24 protein-coding genes are annotated in these 20,307 nt (G+C 53.9%); 14 read left to right on the forward strand and 10 right to left on the reverse strand.

Going from position 1 to position 20,307, the window contains the following annotated elements; translation table 11 throughout:
• Genes kbaY through ACKI5T_RS09930 form a run of 5 tightly spaced genes read left to right on the forward strand, consistent with a single transcriptional unit; the run spans position 1 to position 3,737 of the window.
• The gene (kbaY, locus tag ACKI5T_RS09910) at positions 1-876 is read left to right on the forward strand and encodes a tagatose-bisphosphate aldolase subunit KbaY (RefSeq protein WP_407437225.1); all 876 of its coding nucleotides are present in this window, start codon (positions 1-3) and stop codon (positions 874-876) included.
• 37 nt (positions 877-913) lie between these two features.
• Positions 914-1,390, forward strand: a complete 477-nt coding sequence (gene agaB, locus ACKI5T_RS09915; protein ID WP_407437226.1) for a PTS galactosamine transporter subunit IIB — start codon at positions 914-916, stop codon at positions 1,388-1,390.
• Between the two features lie 51 nt (positions 1,391-1,441).
• The gene (gene agaC, locus ACKI5T_RS09920; protein WP_407437227.1) at positions 1,442-2,245 is read left to right on the forward strand and encodes a PTS galactosamine transporter subunit IIC; all 804 of its coding nucleotides are present in this window, start codon (positions 1,442-1,444) and stop codon (positions 2,243-2,245) included.
• A complete protein-coding gene (agaD, locus tag ACKI5T_RS09925; RefSeq protein ID WP_407437228.1) occupies positions 2,235-3,026 on the forward strand; it encodes a PTS galactosamine transporter subunit IID in 792 nt (263 codons plus the stop codon). Before agaC ends, agaD begins: the two co-directional genes overlap by 11 nt.
• Positions 3,027-3,737, forward strand: coding sequence for a galactosamine-6-phosphate isomerase (locus ACKI5T_RS09930; RefSeq protein WP_407437229.1), 711 nt, complete (start codon positions 3,027-3,029; stop codon positions 3,735-3,737).
• 39 nt (positions 3,738-3,776) lie between these two features.
• On the opposite strand, the gene rsmI is transcribed toward ACKI5T_RS09930, so the two are convergent.
• The gene (gene rsmI, locus ACKI5T_RS09935; RefSeq protein ID WP_235134128.1) at positions 3,777-4,643 is read right to left on the reverse strand and encodes a 16S rRNA (cytidine(1402)-2'-O)-methyltransferase; all 867 of its coding nucleotides are present in this window, start codon (positions 4,641-4,643) and stop codon (positions 3,777-3,779) included.
• A gap of 61 nt (positions 4,644-4,704) precedes the next feature.
• Between rsmI and ACKI5T_RS09940 the strand changes: the two genes are divergently transcribed.
• Genes ACKI5T_RS09940 through dolP form a run of 4 tightly spaced genes read left to right on the forward strand, consistent with a single transcriptional unit; the run spans position 4,705 to position 8,419 of the window.
• A complete protein-coding gene (locus ACKI5T_RS09940) occupies positions 4,705-6,870 on the forward strand; it encodes a penicillin-binding protein activator (protein ID WP_407437230.1) in 2,166 nt (721 codons plus the stop codon).
• Entirely contained in the window at positions 6,828-7,223 is a 396-nt protein-coding gene (locus tag ACKI5T_RS09945) for a YraN family protein (protein WP_015960569.1), read from the forward strand. The genes ACKI5T_RS09940 and ACKI5T_RS09945 overlap by 43 nt, the downstream gene beginning before the upstream one ends.
• A 20-nt stretch (positions 7,224-7,243) precedes the next feature.
• A complete protein-coding gene (gene diaA, locus ACKI5T_RS09950) occupies positions 7,244-7,834 on the forward strand; it encodes a DnaA initiator-associating protein DiaA (RefSeq protein WP_015960570.1) in 591 nt (196 codons plus the stop codon).
• Between the two features lie 9 nt (positions 7,835-7,843).
• The gene (gene dolP / locus ACKI5T_RS09955; protein WP_015960571.1) at positions 7,844-8,419 is read left to right on the forward strand and encodes a division/outer membrane stress-associated lipid-binding lipoprotein; all 576 of its coding nucleotides are present in this window, start codon (positions 7,844-7,846) and stop codon (positions 8,417-8,419) included.
• 48 nt (positions 8,420-8,467) lie between these two features.
• Here the strand turns inward: dolP and ACKI5T_RS09960 are convergent, their stop codons facing one another.
• A complete protein-coding gene (locus ACKI5T_RS09960; RefSeq protein ID WP_407437231.1) occupies positions 8,468-9,505 on the reverse strand; it encodes a permease in 1,038 nt (345 codons plus the stop codon).
• A 39-nt stretch (positions 9,506-9,544) separates the two neighbouring features.
• Complete coding sequence (locus tag ACKI5T_RS09965) at positions 9,545-10,189, reverse strand: NAD(P)H-binding protein (protein ID WP_407437232.1); 645 nt, start codon at positions 10,187-10,189, stop codon at positions 9,545-9,547.
• 126 nt (positions 10,190-10,315) lie between these two features.
• On the opposite strand from ACKI5T_RS09965, the gene ACKI5T_RS09970 reads away from it, so the two are divergent.
• Entirely contained in the window at positions 10,316-10,834 is a 519-nt protein-coding gene (locus tag ACKI5T_RS09970) for a type 1 glutamine amidotransferase domain-containing protein (protein WP_407437233.1), read from the forward strand.
• Here ACKI5T_RS09970 and ACKI5T_RS09975 read toward each other — a convergent pair.
• Positions 10,820-11,248, reverse strand: coding sequence for a YhbP family protein (locus ACKI5T_RS09975; RefSeq protein ID WP_407437234.1), 429 nt, complete (start codon positions 11,246-11,248; stop codon positions 10,820-10,822). The genes ACKI5T_RS09970 and ACKI5T_RS09975 overlap by 15 nt on opposite strands.
• Before the next feature lie 14 nt (positions 11,249-11,262).
• Between ACKI5T_RS09975 and ACKI5T_RS09980 the strand changes: the two genes are divergently transcribed.
• A complete protein-coding gene (locus ACKI5T_RS09980) occupies positions 11,263-11,604 on the forward strand; it encodes a GIY-YIG nuclease family protein (protein ID WP_015960576.1) in 342 nt (113 codons plus the stop codon).
• On the opposite strand, the gene ACKI5T_RS09985 is transcribed toward ACKI5T_RS09980, so the two are convergent.
• The gene (locus ACKI5T_RS09985) at positions 11,591-12,094 is read right to left on the reverse strand and encodes a GNAT family N-acetyltransferase (RefSeq protein WP_407437235.1); all 504 of its coding nucleotides are present in this window, start codon (positions 12,092-12,094) and stop codon (positions 11,591-11,593) included. The genes ACKI5T_RS09980 and ACKI5T_RS09985 overlap by 14 nt on opposite strands.
• Positions 12,088-12,612, reverse strand: a complete 525-nt coding sequence (locus tag ACKI5T_RS09990; protein WP_407437236.1) for an SCP2 domain-containing protein — start codon at positions 12,610-12,612, stop codon at positions 12,088-12,090. Before ACKI5T_RS09990 ends, ACKI5T_RS09985 begins: the two co-directional genes overlap by 7 nt.
• Before the next feature lie 219 nt (positions 12,613-12,831).
• On the opposite strand from ACKI5T_RS09990, the gene ACKI5T_RS09995 reads away from it, so the two are divergent.
• The 3 genes from ACKI5T_RS09995 (at position 12,832) to ACKI5T_RS10005 (ending at position 15,853) form a co-directional block, all read left to right on the forward strand.
• Positions 12,832-13,827 carry a peptidase U32 family protein gene (locus ACKI5T_RS09995; RefSeq protein ID WP_015960579.1) on the forward strand — a complete coding sequence of 332 codons (996 nt, stop codon included), beginning with the start codon at positions 12,832-12,834 and terminating at the stop codon, positions 13,825-13,827.
• 8 nt (positions 13,828-13,835) lie between these two features.
• Positions 13,836-14,714: a U32 family peptidase gene (locus ACKI5T_RS10000; protein ID WP_407437237.1), complete on the forward strand. Its 879-nt coding sequence runs from the start codon at positions 13,836-13,838 to the stop codon at positions 14,712-14,714.
• Between the two features lie 131 nt (positions 14,715-14,845).
• A complete protein-coding gene (locus ACKI5T_RS10005) occupies positions 14,846-15,853 on the forward strand; it encodes a luciferase-like monooxygenase (protein WP_407437238.1) in 1,008 nt (335 codons plus the stop codon).
• Between the two features lie 46 nt (positions 15,854-15,899).
• Here ACKI5T_RS10005 and mtr read toward each other — a convergent pair whose 3' ends face one another.
• The 4 genes from mtr to nlpI form a co-directional block, all read right to left on the reverse strand.
• Positions 15,900-17,144 carry a tryptophan permease gene (mtr, locus tag ACKI5T_RS10010; RefSeq protein WP_407437239.1) on the reverse strand — a complete coding sequence of 415 codons (1,245 nt, stop codon included), beginning with the start codon at positions 17,142-17,144 and terminating at the stop codon, positions 15,900-15,902.
• A 141-nt stretch (positions 17,145-17,285) separates the two neighbouring features.
• Positions 17,286-19,235, reverse strand: a complete 1,950-nt coding sequence (locus tag ACKI5T_RS10015; RefSeq protein ID WP_407437240.1) for a DEAD/DEAH family ATP-dependent RNA helicase — start codon at positions 19,233-19,235, stop codon at positions 17,286-17,288.
• A complete protein-coding gene (yrbN, locus tag ACKI5T_RS10020; protein WP_097919743.1) occupies positions 19,228-19,308 on the reverse strand; it encodes a protein YrbN in 81 nt (26 codons plus the stop codon). The genes ACKI5T_RS10015 and yrbN overlap by 8 nt, the downstream gene beginning before the upstream one ends.
• 107 nt (positions 19,309-19,415) lie before the next feature.
• Positions 19,416-20,300, reverse strand: a complete 885-nt coding sequence (nlpI, locus tag ACKI5T_RS10025) for a lipoprotein NlpI (RefSeq protein ID WP_015960584.1) — start codon at positions 20,298-20,300, stop codon at positions 19,416-19,418.
• Between the last annotated feature and the right edge of the window lie 7 nt (positions 20,301-20,307).

Below are 20,307 nucleotides of genomic sequence, written 5' to 3' on the forward strand. Positions count from 1 at the left end.
ATGAGCATTATCTCAACGAAATACCTTCTGCAGGATGCGCAAGCCAAAGGCTATGCGGTTCCCGCGTTTAACATTCATAACGCCGAAACGATCCAGGCCATTCTCGAAGTGTGCAGCGAAATGCGATCGCCGGTGATTCTGGCCGGTACGCCAGGCACCTTTAAACATATCGCACTGGAAGAGATCTACGCGCTGTGCAGCGCGTATTCCCTCAGCTACGACATGCCGCTGGCGCTGCATCTCGATCATCATGAGTCGCTGGACGACATTCGCCGCAAGGTGAATGCAGGCGTGCGTAGCGCAATGATCGACGGCAGCCACTTCCCGTTTGAGCAAAACGTGACGCTGGTGAAATCCGTTGTGGATTTCTGCCATCTCAATGACTGCAGCGTCGAGGCTGAGCTTGGCCGCCTGGGCGGCGTTGAAGATGACATGAGCGTGGACGCCGAAAGCGCATTTCTGACCGATCCGCAGGAGGCCAAACGCTTTGTCGAGCTGACGGGAGTCGACAGTCTTGCCGTGGCAATAGGCACGGCACATGGGCTTTACACCAAGCGGCCAAAAATTGATTTTCAACGTCTGGCTGAAATCCGTGACGTTGTGGATATCCCTCTCGTGCTGCACGGTGCAAGCGACGTTCCGGATGAATTCGTGCGCCGCACGATCGAGCTGGGGGTCTGTAAAGTGAACGTGGCGACGGAACTGAAAATCGCGTTTTCAGCCGCCGTCAAAGAGTGGTTCAACGAAAATCCGCAGGGAAACGATCCGCGCTTTTACATGCGTGTCGGTATGGACGCCATGAAAGAGGTGGTAAAAAACAAAATCAACGTCTGCGGCTCGGCCAACAAACTCGTGCTCGACTCCGCCGTCGTTTAATAAAAACTCGCACAACACACTATGGGCAGGAATGAAGATGAGCGCTCCTAATATTTTATTAACCCGGATCGATAACCGCCTGGTGCATGGTCAGGTTGGAGTCACATGGACCTCAACCATCGGCGCTAATTTGCTGATCGTCGTCGATGACGACGTCGCGAAAGACGAGATCCAACAAAAGCTGATGGGGATCACCGCGGATACCTACGGTTTCGGCATTCGCTTTTTTTCAATCGAAAAAACTGCCGCGATCATTTCTAAGGCCGCGCCGCATCAGAAGATCTTCCTGATTTGCCGTACGCCGGACATTGTCAGGAGGCTAATTGAAGCAGGCGTACCGCTAAACGACGTTAACGTCGGGAATATGCATTTTTCGGAAGGCAAACGGCAGATCAGCAGCAAAGTTTATGTCGACGATCGGGATCTCGACGATCTGCGCTTTATCAAGCGCAGCGGCGTGAATCTCTTTATCCAGGATGTCCCGGGGGATGCGAAAGAGAGCATTCCTGATTAATCGCCCTGTCTCGACATTCAAAAACTAAAGTCGCTATTACGAGGCAATAAAATGCATGAAATAACATTGATTCAGGGGATTTCCCTGGCCACGTTAGTGTTTTTCTTAGGGATTGATTTTTGGCTGGAAGCGTTGTTTCTGTTTCGTCCTATTATCGTTTGTACCCTTACCGGGGCGATTTTGGGTGATATCCATATCGGCTTGATTACCGGCGGTCTGACCGAGCTGGCATTTGCGGGTCTCACGCCCGCGGGTGGCGTGCAGCCACCTAACCCTATCATGGCCGGGGTGATGACCACTGTCATTGCCTGGTCTACCGGTGTCGATGCCAAAACAGCCATCGGACTGGGGCTGCCGTTTAGCCTGTTAATGCAATACGTCATTCTGTTTTTCTATTCAGCATTCTCCCTGTTTATGTCGAAAGCCGACAGGTATGCGAAAGAGACAAATACCGCGGGATTCGCCCGTCTTAATTGGACGACCACGCTGATTGTGGCCTGCACTTACGCGGTGATCACGTTCCTCTGCACATACCTTGCTCAAGGGGCGATGCAGGCGCTGGTCAAGGCCATGCCGGCCTGGCTGACGCACGGATTTGAAGTCGCGGGGGGCATTCTTCCCGCTGTCGGTTTCGGCTTGCTGTTGCGCGTGATGTTCAAAGCGCAGTACATCCCTTACCTGATCGCTGGTTTCTTATTTGTCTGTTACATCCAGGTCAGCAATCTGCTGCCGGTCGCTGTGCTAGGCGCGGGATTTGCGGTGTATGAGTTCTTTAACGCGAAAGCCAAAAACGCCGCTCAGCCTCAGGCTTCGGCAGCGAAAAAAGATGAAGAGGATTACAGCAATGGGATCTGAAATCAGTAAAAAAGACATTACGCGCCTGGGGTTCCGTTCTTCACTGCTGCAGGCCAGCTTTAACTACGAGCGTATGCAGGCGGGCGGCTTTACATGGGCGATGTTGCCGCTCCTCAAGAAGATCTACAAAGGCGATAAAGAAGGCCTTAGCGCGGCCATGAAGGACCATCTGGAGTTTATCAACACGCACCCAAACCTGGTGGGATTCCTGATGGGACTGCTGATCTCCATGGAGGAGAAAGGCGAAAACCGCAACACGATTAAAGGCCTCAAAGTAGCGCTGTTTGGTCCTATCGCCGGGATCGGCGACGCGATTTTCTGGTTTACGCTGTTACCGATTATGGCCGGAATTTGCTCATCGTTTGCCAGCCAGGGCAACCTGTTGGGACCGATTCTGTTCTTCGCCGTCTATCTCGCCATTTTCTTCCTGCGCGTGGGCTGGACGCACGTTGGCTATACGGTGGGGATAAAAGCGATCGATAAGGTGCGAGAAAATTCGCAGATGATTGCCCGCTCAGCAACGATTCTGGGGATCACGGTGATCGGCGGGCTGATTGCTTCCTACGTTCATATCAACGTCGTCACCACGTTTGCGATCGATGCCACCCACAACGTTGCGCTGCAAAAAGACTTCTTCGATAAGGTCTTCCCCAACATTTTACCCATGGGCTATACCTTGTTGATGTACTACCTTTTACGCGTGAAAAAAGCGCATCCGGTTCTGCTGATTGCGGTGACATTTGTGCTGGCTATCGCCGGTTCTGCGCTGGGGATTCTGTAAATGAATGGCATAACGTTCCAGCAACAGAGTGATGGCCGCTCGCTCAGCGAAGCCGCCAGCGAGAAATTATTAGCGCTTATTCATCGCAAACCTGACGCCGTCATCTGTCTCGCGACAGGTGCGACGCCTGTGATGACCTATCAGCTGTTGGTGGAAAAGATCATCGCACAACAGGTTGATATTAGCCGGATCACCTTCGTCAAGCTGGACGAATGGGTGGGGTTAGCGCCAGACAACCCGGCCACCTGCGAGGTTTTCTTGCAGCACCATATTCTCCAGCCACTCGGCATTGCGCCTGAAAACTACATTTCGTTCGGGTCTGACAACGCCGATGAACAGGAATGCGCGCGAATTGTGGAGCAAATTGCCCAGCGCGGAGGATTGGATCTGTGCGTTCTGGGAATCGGCAAAAATGGTCATCTCGGGCTGAACGAACCGGATGAGAAACTGGACCCCGCCTGTCACATAACGCATCTTGATGAGCGTACCCGGCTCCACGAGATGCTGAAACAGGCAAACGTCCCAGTCGAGAAAGGGATTACCTTAGGCTTACGCGATATTCTGGCAGCGAGAGAAGTCTTATTGCTGGTCTCTGGCGAAGGGAAACAGCGGGCATTTGCGGCGCTTAAGGAAGGGAAAGTGACAACCCAAATTCCGGCGTCATTCCTTTGGTTGCATCCGAAAACCACCTGTCTTTACTGCGATATGTGAATAGTCAGCCGGGCAACGCGACGTTTGCCCGGCTCGTTGTTACGATTCGCCCTGTTGGTCCAACGCATGCTTATACAGCGCGTTCTTTTTCACGCCGTGGATTTCGGCGGCAAGCGCAGCGGCTTTTTTCAACGGCAGCTCGGTTTGCAGCAATGCCAGCGTACGCAGCGCTTCGGCAGGCAGCGCCTCTTCCTGCGCTTTATGGCCTTCAACGATCAGTACCATTTCGCCTTTACGGCGGTTTTCGTCTTCTTTCACCCAGGCCAGCAGCTCGCCAACCGGCGCGCCGTGGATGTTCTCCCAGGTTTTGGTCAATTCGCGCGCCAGCACCACATAGCGTGATTCACCCCACACGGTGACCATGTCTTCTAAACTGTCCAGAAGGCGATGGGTGGATTCATAGAAAATCAGCGTGCGCGGTTCGGCTTCGAGATCTTTCAACGTATCGCGACGGCCTTTCGATTTGGCGGGTAAAAAACCTTCATAGCAGAAGCGGTCAGAAGGCAAACCTGCGGCGCTCAAAGCGGCAATCGCGGCACAAGGGCCTGGCAACGGCACAACGCGAATACCGGCTTCGCGACAGGTGCGCACCAGGTGATAACCGGGATCGTTGATCAGCGGCGTACCGGCATCGGATACCAGCGCGATGTTTTGCCCTTCTTTGAGTTTCGCCACCAGCGTTTCGGCTTTTTGTTGCTCATTGTGATCGTGCAAAGCGAACAAACGGGCGCTGATCGCGAAATGCTGCAGCAGTAACCCCGTATGCCGGGTATCTTCAGCAGCAATTAAATCAACGGCTTGTAATACGGTGAGCGCACGTTGGGTAATATCAGACAAATTCCCGATAGGAGTAGGTACAATATAAAGCTGGCCTTGAGAATTATCTGCCGTTTCGTGTTGTTTCATTGTTTAGTCCGTATTGCCGATTTAATATTGAGCATTGCCTAAAAAAATCACTGGATACAGTATGGTACCCTTAACGTTTCTTCGAACAAAAGCTTCGCGCAGCCTTCCTATTATGCTGGCAGCCCTGATTTTCGCAGGCTGTGGCACTCAGGCGCCCGATCAGACTGCCGCCCATATGCAGGGTTCCGCGCAGGCTGATTCCGGCTTTTATCTGCAACAAATGTCGCAGAGCTCAAATGATACCAAGACCAACTGGCAATTACTTGCCATTCGTGCACTGCTGAATGAAGGTAAAACGCAGCAGGCAGTCGATCTGTATAACCAGTTGCCGCAGGAATTGAACAATACGCAGCGCGGCGAGCAATCGCTACTGGCGGCTGAGCTGAAAATCGCGCAGAAAGAGTATCCGGCGGCGAAAAAACTGCTGGCAGATATCGATATGAAAGCGCTGGAAAACAACCAGCAGGCCCGATACTGGCAGGCCGTTATCGCTGCTGAACAGGGTCGCCCTTCCCTGCCACTCTTGCGCGCGCTCATTGCACAAGAGCCGCTGTTGAGCGGCGCCGACAAGCAGAAAAACATCGATGCCACCTGGCAAGCGCTCTCCTCAATGACGCCGGAACAGGCTCAGGCGCTGGTAATCAACGCTGATGAGAATGTGTTGCAAGGCTGGCTGGATTTGCAGCAGATGTGGTTCAACAACCGCAGCGATCCAAAAATGCTGAAAGCGGGCATTACCGACTGGCAGACGCGTTACCCGCAAAACCCGGGGGCGAAAATGCTGCCGACGCAGTTGGTCAACGTGCAGAACTTCCAGCCTGTCTCCGTCAGCAAAATCGCCCTTTTGCTGCCATTGAATGGTCAGGCGGCGGTATTTGGTCGTACCATTCAGCAGGGCTTTGAAGCGGCGAAAAATGGCACCACTGCGGTGGCAGGTAACGCTGTTCCTGCACAAGCAGCGCAGGCCGCGAATGTGAACGATGTGATTAGCCCGTCTGCGGTAGAAACCAGCGATTTGACCTCTGCGCAAGCGCCAGCTCAAGGCACGATGCAAAATCCAGTGACCGCTCCGACAACGCCGCCAGCGACCACGCAGGCCCCTGCAGAAACCGCAGCGCCAGCGGAAGCACAAACGCCTGTTGTTCCCCAGGCGGCACCTGCAACCGATGCGGCAACGGCACAACCACAAACCTCGACGCCCGATCAGCAGCCTGCCGCACAGCCGCAAACCGTTGCTGCAACGACCGCGAATCCGCGTGCAGAACTGAAAATCTATGACACCAGTTCGCAGCCACTCGATCAGGTGCTGGCGCAAGTTCAGAAGGACGGTGCCAGTATCGTGGTTGGTCCCTTGCTGAAGAATAATGTCGAAGAGTTGATGAAGAGCAACACTTCGCTGAACGTGCTGGCGCTTAACCAGCCTGAGCAAGTTCAGAATCGCGCGAATATCTGTTACTTCGCCCTTTCACCAGAAGACGAAGCTCGCGACGCGGCGCGTCATATTCATGAACAAGGAAAACAGGCCCCGTTGCTACTGACACCGCGTAGCGCGCTGGGTGACCGCGTCGCCACGGCGTTTGCTCAGGAATGGCAACAGCTCGGCGGTAATATCGTGTTGCAGCAGAAATTTGGCTCAACCTCTGAGCTAAGAGCAGGCGTGAACGGCGGGTCAGGTATTGCACTGACCGGCAGCCCGGTTTCGGCCAGTCTGCCGCAGCAGCAAGGCGTGACCATCGGCGGTCTGACGATTCCGGCTCCACCAACTGACGCGCAAATCAGCGGCGGCGGCAAAGTGGATGCGGCTTATATCGTCGCGACGCCAGAAGAAATTGCCTTTATCAAACCGATGATTGCCATGCGCAATGGCAGCCAAAGCGGCGTAACATTGTATGCCAGCTCGCGCAGCGCACAGGGGACGGCTGGGCCTGATTTCCGTCTGGAAATGGATGGCCTGCAATACAGCGAAATCCCTATGCTGGCGGGTAGCAACCCGGCGCTGATGCAGCAAGCACTGAGCAGCGTACGTAACGACTATTCACTCGCGCGTTTGTACGCGATGGGCGTGGATGCGTGGGCGCTGGCGAACCACTTTACCCAGATGCGTCAGGTGCCGGGCTTTGAGCTTAACGGCAACACCGGCGATCTGACCGCTACTCAGGATTGTGTGATTAACAGGAAGTTATCATGGCTCAAATACCAGCAGGGGCAGATCGTCCCGGCAAGTTAAGCCGCAAACAGACGGGCGACGCGTGGGAGCTAAAAGCGCGTCGCTGGCTGGAAGGCAAAGGACTGCGTTTTATCGCCGCTAACGTTCACGGACGTGGCGGCGAAATTGATCTGATCATGAAAGACGGTCAGGTTATCGTGTTTATTGAGGTACGTTTCCGACAGTCGTCCCGATTTGGTGGCGCTGCCGCCAGCGTGACGCTCGCCAAACAACATAAATTATTACAGACTGCCCACTTGTGGCTTGCCCGCCATAATGGGAGTTTTGATACTGTGGATTGCCGGTTCGATGTGGTAGCCTTCACCGGAAACGACATCGAGTGGCTTAAAAACGCTTTTGGCGAAGACGCATAATTAAGATTTAAAGGGATAACGTGCTCGAAAGAATTAAGGTTTGCTTCACAGAAAGCATTCAAACTCAGATTGCAGCGGCGGAAGCCCTCCCGGAAGCTATTTCACGCGCAGCAATGACGCTGGTGCAGTCCCTGCTCAATGGCAACAAAATCCTCTGTTGTGGCAACGGCACCTCCGCCGCCAACGCACAGCATTTTGCTGCCAGCATGATCAATCGTTTTGAAACAGAACGCCCTAGTTTACCTGCCATTGCACTTAATACCGATAATGTGGTCTTAACCGCGATTGCCAACGATCGTCTTCATGACGAAATCTACGCAAAACAGGTTCGAGCCTTAGGCCACGCCGGGGATATTCTGCTGGCGATTTCTACGCGCGGAAATAGCCGTGATATCGTGAAAGCCGTCGAAGCTGCCGTGACGCGTGATATGACCATTGTCGCGCTAACAGGCTATGACGGTGGTGAACTGGCAGGCCTTTTAGGCCCGCAGGATGTGGAAATTCGCATTCCCTCTCATCGCAGTGCGCGCATTCAGGAAATGCACATGCTGACGGTGAACTGTCTATGCGATTTGATTGATAACACGCTTTTCCCTCACCAGGATGATTAAGGAGTACTAATGAAGGCATTAACGCCCCTCGCAGTCCTTATTTCTGCGCTGCTGCTTCAAGGATGTATCGCTGCGGCTGTGGTAGGTACAGCGGCTGTCGGCACCAAAGCAGCAACCGATCCGCGCTCTGTGGGTACTCAAGTCGATGACGGCACGCTGGAACTGCGCGTCAACAGCGCCCTGTCGAAAGACGAACAAATTAAGAAAGAAGCGCGCATTAACGTGACCGCTTATCAGGGCAAAGTGCTGCTGGCAGGCCAGGCACCCAATCTGGAACTGGCTGCCCGCGCGAAACAAATCGCCATGGGCGTAGAAGGCACCACGGAAGTGTTCAACGAAGTTCGCCAGGGTCAGCCTATTGGTCTGGGAACGGCATCGTCGGATACCTGGATCACCACCAAAGTGCGTTCACAGTTGTTGGGTAGCGATCAGGTGAAATCCTCCAACGTGAAAGTCACCACCGAGAATGGCGAAGTGTTCCTGCTCGGACTGGTCACCGATCGTGAAGGCAAAGCTGCGGCCGATACCGCCAGCCGTGTGAGCGGCGTGAAGCACGTGACAACCGCATTTACCTATATTAAGTAAACGCGTTTGCATGATAAGAAAAACCCGGCGGAAGCCGGGTTTTTTGTTTTACAGCAGCGCAATACTGCCTGTTATCACACCACTTAATGCGACCAGCAACCCCGTCAGCCACAGCGCTTTCGCCGGGAATGACTTGCGCAGCATGATAAGCGACGGAAGGCTCACGGCTGGCAGCGTGATTAACAGTGCTAGCGCGGGAGCGGTACCCATACCGGCGAGCATCATCGTCTGCACAATCGGAATTTCAGCCGCAGTCGGGATCACAAACAAGCATCCGGCCACCGCCATCGCAATCACCCACAGCAGCGTGTTATCGATCGCGCCGTCTGCGTGAGGGAATAACCAGACGCGTGCCGCGCCTAACACGAGTACTGCAAGGATATACACCGGTATGGTGCTCCAGAAAAGCTGCCACAACGCTTTTCCCCAGCGGGCAAAGAATCCGCCCTGCGCTTCAGGCGTGACGACGTCTACGGACACTGGCGGGGCATCTTTATCTTTGAACAGATACTGGACGATAGAGGCCACAATCAGCACGGTCAGTAGCCCGGCCACCAGGCGGATCAACGCAAAGTGCCAGCCCAGCACAAAGCCCATAAAGACCAGCGTGGCGGGATTGAGTACCGGATTTCCCATCCAGAATGCCAGCGCGCCACCCATTGATACCTGCTGACGCCGCATGCCAGCCGTCACGGGCGCTGCGCAGCAGGAGCACATCATGCCGGGCAGAGAGAAAATCGTCCCCAACAATGTGCCCTGAAACCGCGGCTGGCCTAACGTTCGCATCAGCCAGTTGCGCGGAATCAGCACCTGAATCAACGATCCCAGCAACACGCCCAGCACCGCGGCTTTCCATACGGCGAGGAAATAGACCATCGCGTAATCCCACGCCGCCTGCAACGGGCTGGCGTCCGGCTGGGCGAGTATGGATTTGCCTATGCTGTGAGTATCGGCAGCGGTGAAGGCTTTACCGTAATAGGGCAGCCATTTCACATACCAAAGACCGACGATAACGACGAGAAAAAAGAGTGCGGGTTTCCACCACTGAAAGGGCGTTGCCGCCTGAGATGAAGACTGACCAGTCATAACCTATCCCGGGGAGAGTCATTAATGAGCTGGGGGAGTTTACGCCTCACCTTTTGCAATTTCACGCAGTTTTGCCGAGGGTATAATGTTGACCCCTTCCTGCGACGGAGAAAACGCCTCGTGCAACAGGGCACGCGCAACATCTCTCGCCTGAATGGATTTCCAGTTTCCGGGAAAAAGCTGGAACAATGGCGCGAAAATCGATTCATTGAAGCGCTGTTTATCGCGATCCCCGAGCAGCATAGACGGACGTACAATGGTCAGTCGTTCCCAGTTTTGCGCGATCAATGCGTCTTCCATTTTCCCTTTCACCTGATTGTAGAAAAAGGGAGAACGGGCATTAGCCCCCATTGAGCTGACCACCAGAAAGTGTTTTGCTCCCAACTTTTTTGCCGTGAGCGCTGTATCCACCACCAGCGTATAGTCGGCATGAATAAACGCCTCTTTGCTTCCAGCTGCACGACGCGTGGTGCCAAGACAGCAAAAAGCGATATCAATTGGATCCTTGACCTGCGCCAGAGCATCGGTGAGCTGGGGATCGTAAGGGTTAAAGACACCTGAAATATCGGTCAACGGACGGCGAGTCGGGGCGGCGATATAATTGACTTTTCGCTCCTGCATCAACAGCCGTAACAAATGGCCGCCGACCAGTCCGGTAGTGCCTGTAATCAATACCTGGCTCATTTTATCTCCTTTACAGATTAGTCCGTATGCGGTTTCAGCCTGTTCGACCACACTGAGTAGTCTGTTGGTTAAGTATTTACCACAAACGCAGAAAAATCTGTCTGAAGCCAAAACAACGGAGGAAACATGAGCAAGAAAATAGCGGTCTTGATCACCGACGAGTTTGAAGATTCAGAATTCACCTCGCCTGCTGAGGCGTTCCGCAAAGCGGGGCATGAAGTTGTGACAATAGATACACAGGCGGGGAAAACGGTGAAAGGCCATAAAGGCGAGGCTAGCGTGACAATCGATAAGTCCATTGACGACGTCACAGCGGCTGAGTTCGACGCGCTTTTATTGCCAGGCGGCCATTCGCCGGATACCCTGCGCGGTGACGAGCGCTTTGTCACGTTTACCCGTGATTTTGTCGCCAGCGGCAAACCTGTCTTTGCCATCTGTCATGGGCCGCAACTGCTGATCAGCGCCGAAGTGGTGCGCGGGCGCAAACTTACGGCCGTCAAACCGATCGTGATTGATCTTAAAAACGCGGGTGCCGACTTTTACGATCAAGAGGTAGTGGTCGATCAGGATCAGCTTGTGACCAGCCGTACGCCGGACGATCTGCCCGCGTTTAATCGTGAGGCCTTGCGCTTACTCGGCGCGTAGCCAGTGAAGCTTTTTACCAAAGCCCAGGGTGTTGTCAGTGAACTTGAGTTCGTCAGGGCGAATTTCCCAGACGGGCGCTGACAACGCCAAAGCCACCGGAAAGCGGCGAGTGTACTGTCTGCGCATGCTGTCGCTTTCCTCACCTTCCAGACGACGAATCTCACCCTGAAACTGGACGCCGCGAATCAGCGCGACGTTTTTCGGCTGCCCGTTAATTGTCCCGGCGACTTTTGCTCTCGTCCCGGTCATCTGCGCATGGCGCGTTTTGTCTTCGCTTAACACGTAAAACGCAACGCGCTCGGGATCGTAGTAATAAAACGCGTTAGCGCACCACAGCTCGCCCTCATGGTGCACGCACCAGGTCACGACATGCTGCTTTGCCAGCCAGCGGTTAATGGCGGCCAGAGTTTCCATTTTTGCTCTCTCTCATGCTATGGTGCGTTCACCTTAAGATACTGAATATGCTTACCGTGTGCTGGTTTCTCTATCTCGTCAGAACGGCTGATAACGCGCTTTACACCGGAATTACCACCGACGTCGGGCGGCGTTTCCTTGAACATCAAACAGGGAAAGGCGCGAAAGCGCTGCGGGGAAAAGGTGAACTCTCACTGGCCTTTTCCGCGCCCGTTGGCGAGCGCTCACTGGCGCTGAAGATGGAGTACCGCATTAAGCAGCTGACGAAGCGTCAGAAAGAGCGCCTCGTCGCCGGGGACGGTTCGTTTGAGGCGCTATACGAAAGCCTGCAAACGCCGCCTGTTAAACGCGATTAAAATGGTCGTGATACTCAACCAGACCGCTGACGCCGTTCAGTGCGTCATCCGCCAGACGATGCACCTGGAATGCGGTCTCCGTATTCGGCCAGCGGCAATGCAAATCGTACGGCGCAGCGGGTTCGAACCCTAAACACCCGTAAAAAGCCGGATCGCCCAACGCAACCACCGCCGCATAACCAAATTCATTCAGTGAATCCAGTCCTTCATAGACCAGCTTACGTGCCAGACCCTGACCGCGATAGTTTTCATCGACCGCCAGCGGAGCCATTCCAACCCACTGCAACTCTTCACCCTGAACGGCAACCGGACTAAACGCCACATAGCCAACCACCTGACCTTCGTCATCGGTGGCCACCAGCCCCAGGGTGATCAACCCGTCTTCACGGAGATCGTGCACCAGTCGTGCCTCACTCTCTTGCGCAAACGAACGACGTAACAATGCATCGATACCCGGGGCATCAATCCCTATTTCAACTCGAATCAGCATGGCTCACCCACTGAAGTGTGTTTACTCTCAGGCGGGGTTTTTAGCCCTGCCTCAACAAAATCGGCCATTTGCATCAGCACCACGCGCAGCGGCTTTGGCATCTGATCCAGTTCAATGGCATCCATTAAATTTTTGACGTACAGGCCTAGTTCGGTATCGCCTTCAATGACCAGACGACGCTGGAAAAAGAGCGTATCAGGATCCTGTTTTCGTGCGGCGATCATCAGCAGATCGCTGGCGTCAGCGCTGAAACTGACGTCCGCCGTGGCAGAATCGCTGACGATCAATCGGTCGTTTTCTACCGAGGTAAACCAGCGTAGCCCAATATCACGCACTTCAATACTCAGCCAGCGGCCCTCCAAAAACGCCAGCTCGCCCTCTTCAAGCGCCTGACGAAATTGCCAGCTGAGCATTTGCTCAAGAATCTGACGTTTAAGGGCGAACGGCGCCAATTTTACCGGCACGCTCAACAGTGATGGGCCAAATTGGACGAGACGTGAACGCAGTTTATCCAGCACGAGCTTTACTCCCTGATATCGTTAATGCGGTCATTTTGCCATATCCGGCGGTTGCCGTAGCGGCGTAAATCAACAAACCGTCTTGCTGCAACATTCATTATTGGTGTCATCAATACGCCATTAACTGCCTTAAATCAAAAATTGTCGCGCAGAGGTTAATTAAACTCCACGTTCGTTAACAATTTTGTGCCCTCTGGGGCAGCGGACTCAGGATAAATTATGGAGCTGCTCTGTCCAGCCGGAAACCTCCCGGCACTTAAAGCGGCCATCGAAAATGGCGCCGACGCGGTCTATATCGGGCTGAAAGATGATACTAACGCCCGCCACTTTGCTGGCCTGAATTTCACGGAGAAAAAACTCCAGGAAGCCGTCAATTTCGTACATCAGCACCGTCGTAAATTACATATCGCCATCAATACTTTTGCTCATCCCGATGGCTACGCACGCTGGCAGCGTGCCGTGGATATGGCGGCTCAGCTTGGCGCGGATGCGCTGATTCTCGCTGACCTTGCCATGCTTGAGTATGCCGCAGAACGCTATCCGCATATTGAGCGCCATGTCTCTGTTCAGGCTTCCGCCACCAACGAAGAGGCGGTTCGCTTCTATCATCGTCACTTTGACGTGGCTCGCGTGGTATTGCCGCGCGTGCTGTCTATTCATCAGGTTAAGCAACTGGCGCGCGTCTCGCCAGTTCCGCTGGAAGTTTTTGCCTTCGGTAGCCTGTGCATCATGGCGGAGGGGCGTTGCTACCTTTCCTCTTATTTGACCGGTGAATCGCCGAATACCGTGGGCGCGTGTTCCCCTGCCCGCTTTGTCCGCTGGCAGCAAACGCCGCAAGGGCTGGAGTCTCGTCTTAACGATGTGCTTATCGACCGTTACCAGGATGGCGAAAACGCGGGCTATCCGACGCTGTGCAAAGGTCGCTATCTGGTGGATGGCGAGCGTTACCACGCACTGGAAGAGCCTACCAGCCTGAATACGCTGGAACTGCTGCCAGAGCTGCTGGCCGCCAATATCGCCTCGGTCAAAATCGAAGGTCGTCAGCGCAGCCCGGCGTATGTCAGCCAGGTGGCAAAAGTGTGGCGTCAGGCGATTGACCGCTGCATGGCCGATCCGCAGAACTACGCCCCGCAGCCCGCCTGGATGGAGACGCTTGGCGCAATGTCTGAAGGCACGCAAACCACGCTGGGTGCGTATCACCGAAAATGGCAGTGAGATAATCAATGAAATATTCATTAGGACCGGTGCTCTATTACTGGTCAAAAGAGATGCTGGAAGATTTTTACCAGCAGGCAGCGACAAGCAGCGCCGACACGATTTATCTCGGTGAATCCGTGTGTAGTAAACGCCGCGCCACCAAGGTGGGCGAATGGCTGGAGATGGCCAAAAGTCTGGCAGGTAGTGGGAAACAGGTTGTGCTCTCAACGCTGGCGCTGGTACAGGCGTCGTCGGAACTGGGCGAGATCAAACGTTACGTCGAGAACGGGGATTTCCTGCTGGAAGCCAGCGATCTCGGGGTGGTGAACATGTGCGCCGAGCGTAAACTGCCGTTCGTGGCCGGACACGCGTTGAACTGCTACAACGCGGTGACGCTGCGCCTGCTGCTGAAACAAGGGATGATCCGCTGGTGTATGCCTGTTGAGTTGTCCCGCGACTGGCTCGTCAATCTGCTGAACCAATGCGACGATCTGGGCATCCGCGATCGGTTTGAAGTGGAAGTGCTGAGTTACGGGCACCTGCCGCTGGCCTACTCGGCGCGTTGCTTTACCGCCCGCTCGGAAGACAAGCCCAAAGACGAATGTGAAACCTGCTGTATCAAATACCCGAACGGGCGCAGCATGTTATCGCAGGAAAATCAGCAGGTGTTTGTTCTCAACGGCATTCAGACGATGAGCGGTTACGTGTATAACCTTGGCAACGAATTAACGTCAATGCATGGCGTGGTGGATATGGTGCGTCTCTCCCCACTGGATACTGATGTTTTCGCGATGATGGATGCGTTCCGCGCCAATGAAAAGGGTGGCGCGCCTTTGCCGTTAAAGGCAAACAGTGACTGCAACGGTTACTGGAAACGTCTGGCGGGGCTGGAACTGCAGGTGTAAAGAGACGCCAAATCCCTCAAGCTGCATCCGGGCAGCGTGAAGGACGACGTGAATAAAGCTCACTTTGTTAACAACGGTTATCAAATTTTAATGCACTATTAAAAGATTCACCGTCGACAAAGTGAGCTGTTATGACTGATAAATCCATTCCGTTTTCGGTGCTGGACCTGGCACCGATTCCCGAAGGTTCTTCTGCCAAAGAAGCTTTCTCGCATTCTCTGGATCTTGCCCGTCTCGCGGAACAGCGCGGCTACCATCGCTACTGGCTGGCGGAACACCATAATATGGTGGGCATCGCCAGTGCGGCAACGTCGGTTCTGATTGGCTATCTTGCCGCCAATACCACCACGCTTCATCTTGGCTCAGGCGGCGTGATGCTGCCAAACCATTCCCCTCTGGTGATTGCTGAGCAATTTGGTACGCTGAATACCCTCTATCCTGGCCGTATTGATTTAGGTCTGGGACGCGCGCCCGGCAGCGACCAGCCTACTATGCGTGCGCTGCGTCGCCATATGAGCGGCGATATTGATAACTTCCCGCGCGATGTAGCAGAACTGGTGGACTGGTTTGATGCACATGATCCCAATCCACAGGTACGCCCGGTGCCAGGTTACGGCGAGCAGGTGCCGGTATGGCTGTTAGGGTCAAGCCTTTATAGCGCGCAGCTGGCGGCACAGCTTGGCCTGCCGTTTGCGTTTGCCTCGCATTTTGCACCGGATATGCTGCATCAGGCGCTGCATCTCTACCGCACTCAGTTTAAACCGTCGGCGCGACTGGAAAAGCCGTATGCCATGGTGTGCATCAACATCATCGCGGCAGACAGCAATCGTGATGCGGAATTCTTGTTTACCTCGATGCAGCAAGCCTTCGCGAAGTTGCGTCGTGGCGAAAGCGGACAGCTGCCGCCACCCGTGGAAAATATGCATCAGCTTTGGTCGGCATCAGAACAGTACGGTGTCCAGCAAGCGCTGAGCATGTCTCTGGTGGGTGATAAAGCGAAAGTACGTCACGGTCTGGAAGCGGTACTGCGTGAAACGCAGGCGGACGAGATTATGGTTAACGGGCAAATTTTCGATAATCAGGCGCGTTTGCATTCGTTTGATTTAGCGATGCAGGTGAAAGAAGAGTTGCTGGGTTAATGTTGATGGACACCCTCTCCCAGCGGGAGAGGGTGAAAAGAGGCATTTACTGATAAACCGGCAACAGATCAAAACTCGACAGGATATGCACCAGCGCGTTACCAACGCCAAACACCAGAATCAGCGCAATCATCGGCTTTCCGCCCCAGACACGGAATTTTGGGCTACCGAAACGTTTACGCGATTTTCTCGCCAGCAGTGCCGGAACAATCGCGGCCCAGATGGTTGCCGCTAGCCCCGCATAGCCAATGGCATACAGGAAACCGTTCGGCCACATCAGCCCGCCAACGATCGGCGGCAAAAAGGTCAGCAGCGCCGTTTTTAAACGTCCAATGGCGGAATCATCAAAACCAAACAGATCGGCGAGATAATCAAACAGCCCCAACGTCACCCCGAGGAAAGAACTCGCAACGGCGAAGTTTGAGAAGACGACTAACAGCAGATCCAGACTACGGCTGTTAAGGACCCCGCTCAGCGCCTGCACCAGCACATCAATATTTCCGCCCTTCGCCGCGATACCAATGAACTCCGGACGCGGAATATTGCCCATCGTCCCTAACAACCAGATGATATAAAGCGCCAACGCCAGCAGCGTGCCGTATACCAGGCAGCGAATAATGGTGCGCGGATCTTTACCGTAATACTTCATCAGGCTCGGCACGTTGCCGTGATAACCAAATGATGCCAGACAGAATGGCAGCGTCATCAGCAAATACGGCGAGTAGGATGCGTTGCTTTCTGCCACGTTAAACAGCGTCGTCGGCGTGACGTGCCCCAGCAGGCTGCCGAAAGTCAGGAAGAAAGTGATGACTTTGGCACCGAGCACAATCGCCGTCATGCGGCTGACCGCTTTGGTACTGATCCAGACGATAAAAGCCACTGCGAGAGCAAACGTCAGGCCCGCCAGGCGCGCCGGAACATTCAGCGACATTTCCGCAAAAGTATGCTGAAGAATCGAACCGCTCGCTGAAATATATGCGTAGGTGAGGATATACAGCACAAAGGCAATAGAGATGCCGTTGACCACGTTCCAGCGTTTGCCGAGCAAATCTTTGGTGATGGTGTCGAAGCTCGAGCCAATGCGGTAATTAAGGTTCGCCTCAAGGATCATCAATCCGGAATGCAACATGCAGAACCAGGTCAACACCAACGCCGCCAGTGACCAGAAAAACCACGCACCCGACATCACCACCGGCAGAGAAAACATCCCCGCACCAATAATGGTACCGCCAATAATCACCACGCCGCCAAGCAGCGAAGGTGACGTTTGTGTGGTCGTTAGTGTCGCCATACCGCCAATTCTCCAGTGAAAATAGTGCTACTCAATCTAATGCGTCGCACTGTACCAGTACAGGAGTACAAAAGGAATAAAAAAAGCCCCGATAGTGTTTATCGGGGCTGTATATATTACTTTACGCTAGAGACGAAAGGCTTACGCGTCGCGACGACGAGTAGGAGCAGCACCTTCTTCGCGGCGTGGACCACGGTTTTCACGACGTTCACCGCTGAAGCGACCTGCACCAGCACCAGCTGGCGCTGCGCCATCACGACGAGGACCGCGACCGCCTTCACGACGCTCACCGCCACCGAAGCTACGACGTTCGCCCGCAGGACGATCGCCTTCACGACGAGGACCACGGTCTGGACGCGGCTGGGCATCACCCATCAACTGCATGTTCATCGGCTTGTTCAGGATGCGGGTGCGAGTAAAGTGCTGCAGAACTTCGCCCGGCATGCCTTTAGGCAGCTCGATAGTTGAGTGAGTACCAAACAGTTTGATGTTACCGATGTAACGGCTGCTGATATCGCCTTCGTTAGCGATAGCGCCAACGATATGACGAACTTCAACACCATCATCACGGCCAACTTCAATACGGTACAGTTCCATATCGCCAGCTTCACGACGTTCACGACGTGGACGCTCTTCACCAGCAGCGCCAGCAGCACGTTCTGGACGTGGGCCACGATCGTTACGATCGCCACGGTCATTACGGTCGCGACGCTCAAAGCGCTCGTCACGTTCACGGAATTCACGCTTAGGACGCATCGGTGCATCAGCTGGCACGATCAGAGCGCGTTCGCCCTGAGCCATTTTCAGCAGTGCTGCAGCCAGCGTTTCAATATCCAGCTCTTCGCCTTCGGCGGTCGGCTTGATTTGCGTCAGCAGTTCACGATATTTGTCCAGATCGCTGCTTTCCAGCTGCTGCTGTACTTTAGCGGCGAACTTCTCCAGACGGCGTTTGCCCAGCAGCTCTGCGTTAGGCAGGTCTGCTTCTGGAATGGTCAACTTCATGGTACGTTCAATGTTACGCAGCAGACGACGCTCACGGTTCTCAACGAACAGCAGCGCACGACCCGCACGACCCGCACGACCGGTACGACCGATACGGTGAACGTAAGACTCAGAGTCCATCGGGATGTCGTAGTTAACAACCAGGCTGATACGCTCAACATCCAGACCACGTGCTGCAACGTCAGTTGCAATCAGAATATCCAGACGACCGTCTTTCAGACGTTCCAGAGTCTGCTCACGCAGTGACTGGTTCATGTCACCGTTCAGCGCGGCGCTGTTATAACCGCTACGCTCCAGCGCTTCAGCCACTTCCAGAGTCGCATTTTTGGTACGAACGAAGATAATCGCCGCATCAAAATCTTCTGCTTCCAGGAAACGCACCAGCGCTTCGTTTTTACGCATTCCGTGTACCGACCAGAAAGTCTGGCTGATGTCCGGACGCGTCGTTACGCTAGACTGGATACGCACTTCCTGCGGATCCTTCATGAAACGACGGGTAATACGACGGATCGCTTCTGGCATGGTTGCAGAGAACAGAGCGGTCTGATGACCTTCTGGGATCTGCGCCATAATCGTTTCTACGTCTTCGATGAAGCCCATGCGGAGCATTTCGTCAGCTTCATCCAGAACCAGACCTTTCAGTTTAGAGAGATCCAGTGTACCGCGTTTCAGGTGATCCAGCAGACGACCCGGCGTACCGACGACAATCTGTGGACCCTGACGCAGGGCGCGTAACTGCACGTCATAACGCTGGCCGCCGTAAAGGGCTACCACGTTCACGCCGCGCATGTGTTTAGAGAATTCAGTCATAGCTTCCGCCACCTGAACAGCCAGTTCACGGGTCGGAGCCAATACGAGGATCTGCGGTGCACGCAGTTCCGGATCAATGTTGTTGAGCAGCGGCAGCGAGAATGCTGCGGTTTTACCACTGCCAGTCTGGGCCATGCCCAGCACGTCACGACCAGAGAGCAAATGCGGGATGCATTCTGCCTGGATCGGAGATGGTTTTTCGTAACCCAGATCGGTAAGGGCTTCAAGGATAGGAGCCTTCAGCCCCAGATCTGCAAAAGTGGTTTCGAATTCAGCCATGTAGTACAAGTGCCTCGATATTAATGGCGGCCAGTCTACATAACTCATCGTGAAAATGATTAGCGATTTTCATTGAAAAGTGTGAACCGGCTCAAAGTAGGTGTATTGACGAACAACAACGCCCTCACCAGTTAAGGTGATGGCAATCAAAAGATTACGGGCTGATGTTTATGTCGTCAGCTATTGCTGGTCCGATTCTGCCAGGTCGTCGTGCTCCTGGCCCAAGAGCGATAATTCCAACAATGCATAACGGTGCTCAACGAAGTTGTGTACGTTGTTAGCAACCGCTAATTTGAACAGTGCCGTAGCGCTGTCCATATCCCCCAGACTTAGGTAGTACTTACCTAAATAGAAGTTGGTTTCACTGAGATGCTCAGCGAGCGAGGTGTTATCCGTTGCGTCCGCCTTGAGCCGATCCATTAGCGTTGCTTCGCTAATGTTGCCCAGGTAGAACTCGACAATGTTCCATCCCCATTGTTCCTTGTCCGATTTCTCGAAGCGTTGTTTTAACGCCTCTTTTGCCTGCTTCTCATTGAGCTTCTGCTCAACGATGTAAAGCCACAGGACACGGAAAGGATCATTAGGATCGTCTTGATAAAACGCCAGCAGATCATCTTGCGCTAACTTGTCACGACCGCCGTAATACAATGCGATACCGCGATTCAAGTGCGCGTAGTTGTAAGTTGGATCAAGCTCAAGTACAGAATCAAACGCTTCATAGGCAGCATCAAAATTGCCTGCCTGCGTTAAATATATGCCTAAGTAATTGAATACTTCAGGCATATCAGGTCGGATTGCCAGCGCTTGTGAAAAATCATTTCGCGCTAGTGCCCTCAGACCGAGACTATCATACAACACTCCGCGCTCATATAAAAGCTGTGCGCGTTCATCATCGGTTAAAGCCCGACTGGCAAGAATTTGTTCCATGCGTGCCAGAATCACTTCTTGCTGCAAAGTGGGTTGCAATGGCACTGCGAGAACTTCGCTCTTACGCCAGGCAGAGTTGCTGCATCCTGCCAGCGTTAAAGCTGTCGCAACGAAACACCAGCGCAAAAAAGGCTTCATTTCCACT

The sequence above is a fragment of the Lelliottia sp. genome (genome assembly GCF_045627565.1).
Lineage (GTDB): Bacteria > Pseudomonadota > Gammaproteobacteria > Enterobacterales > Enterobacteriaceae > Enterobacter.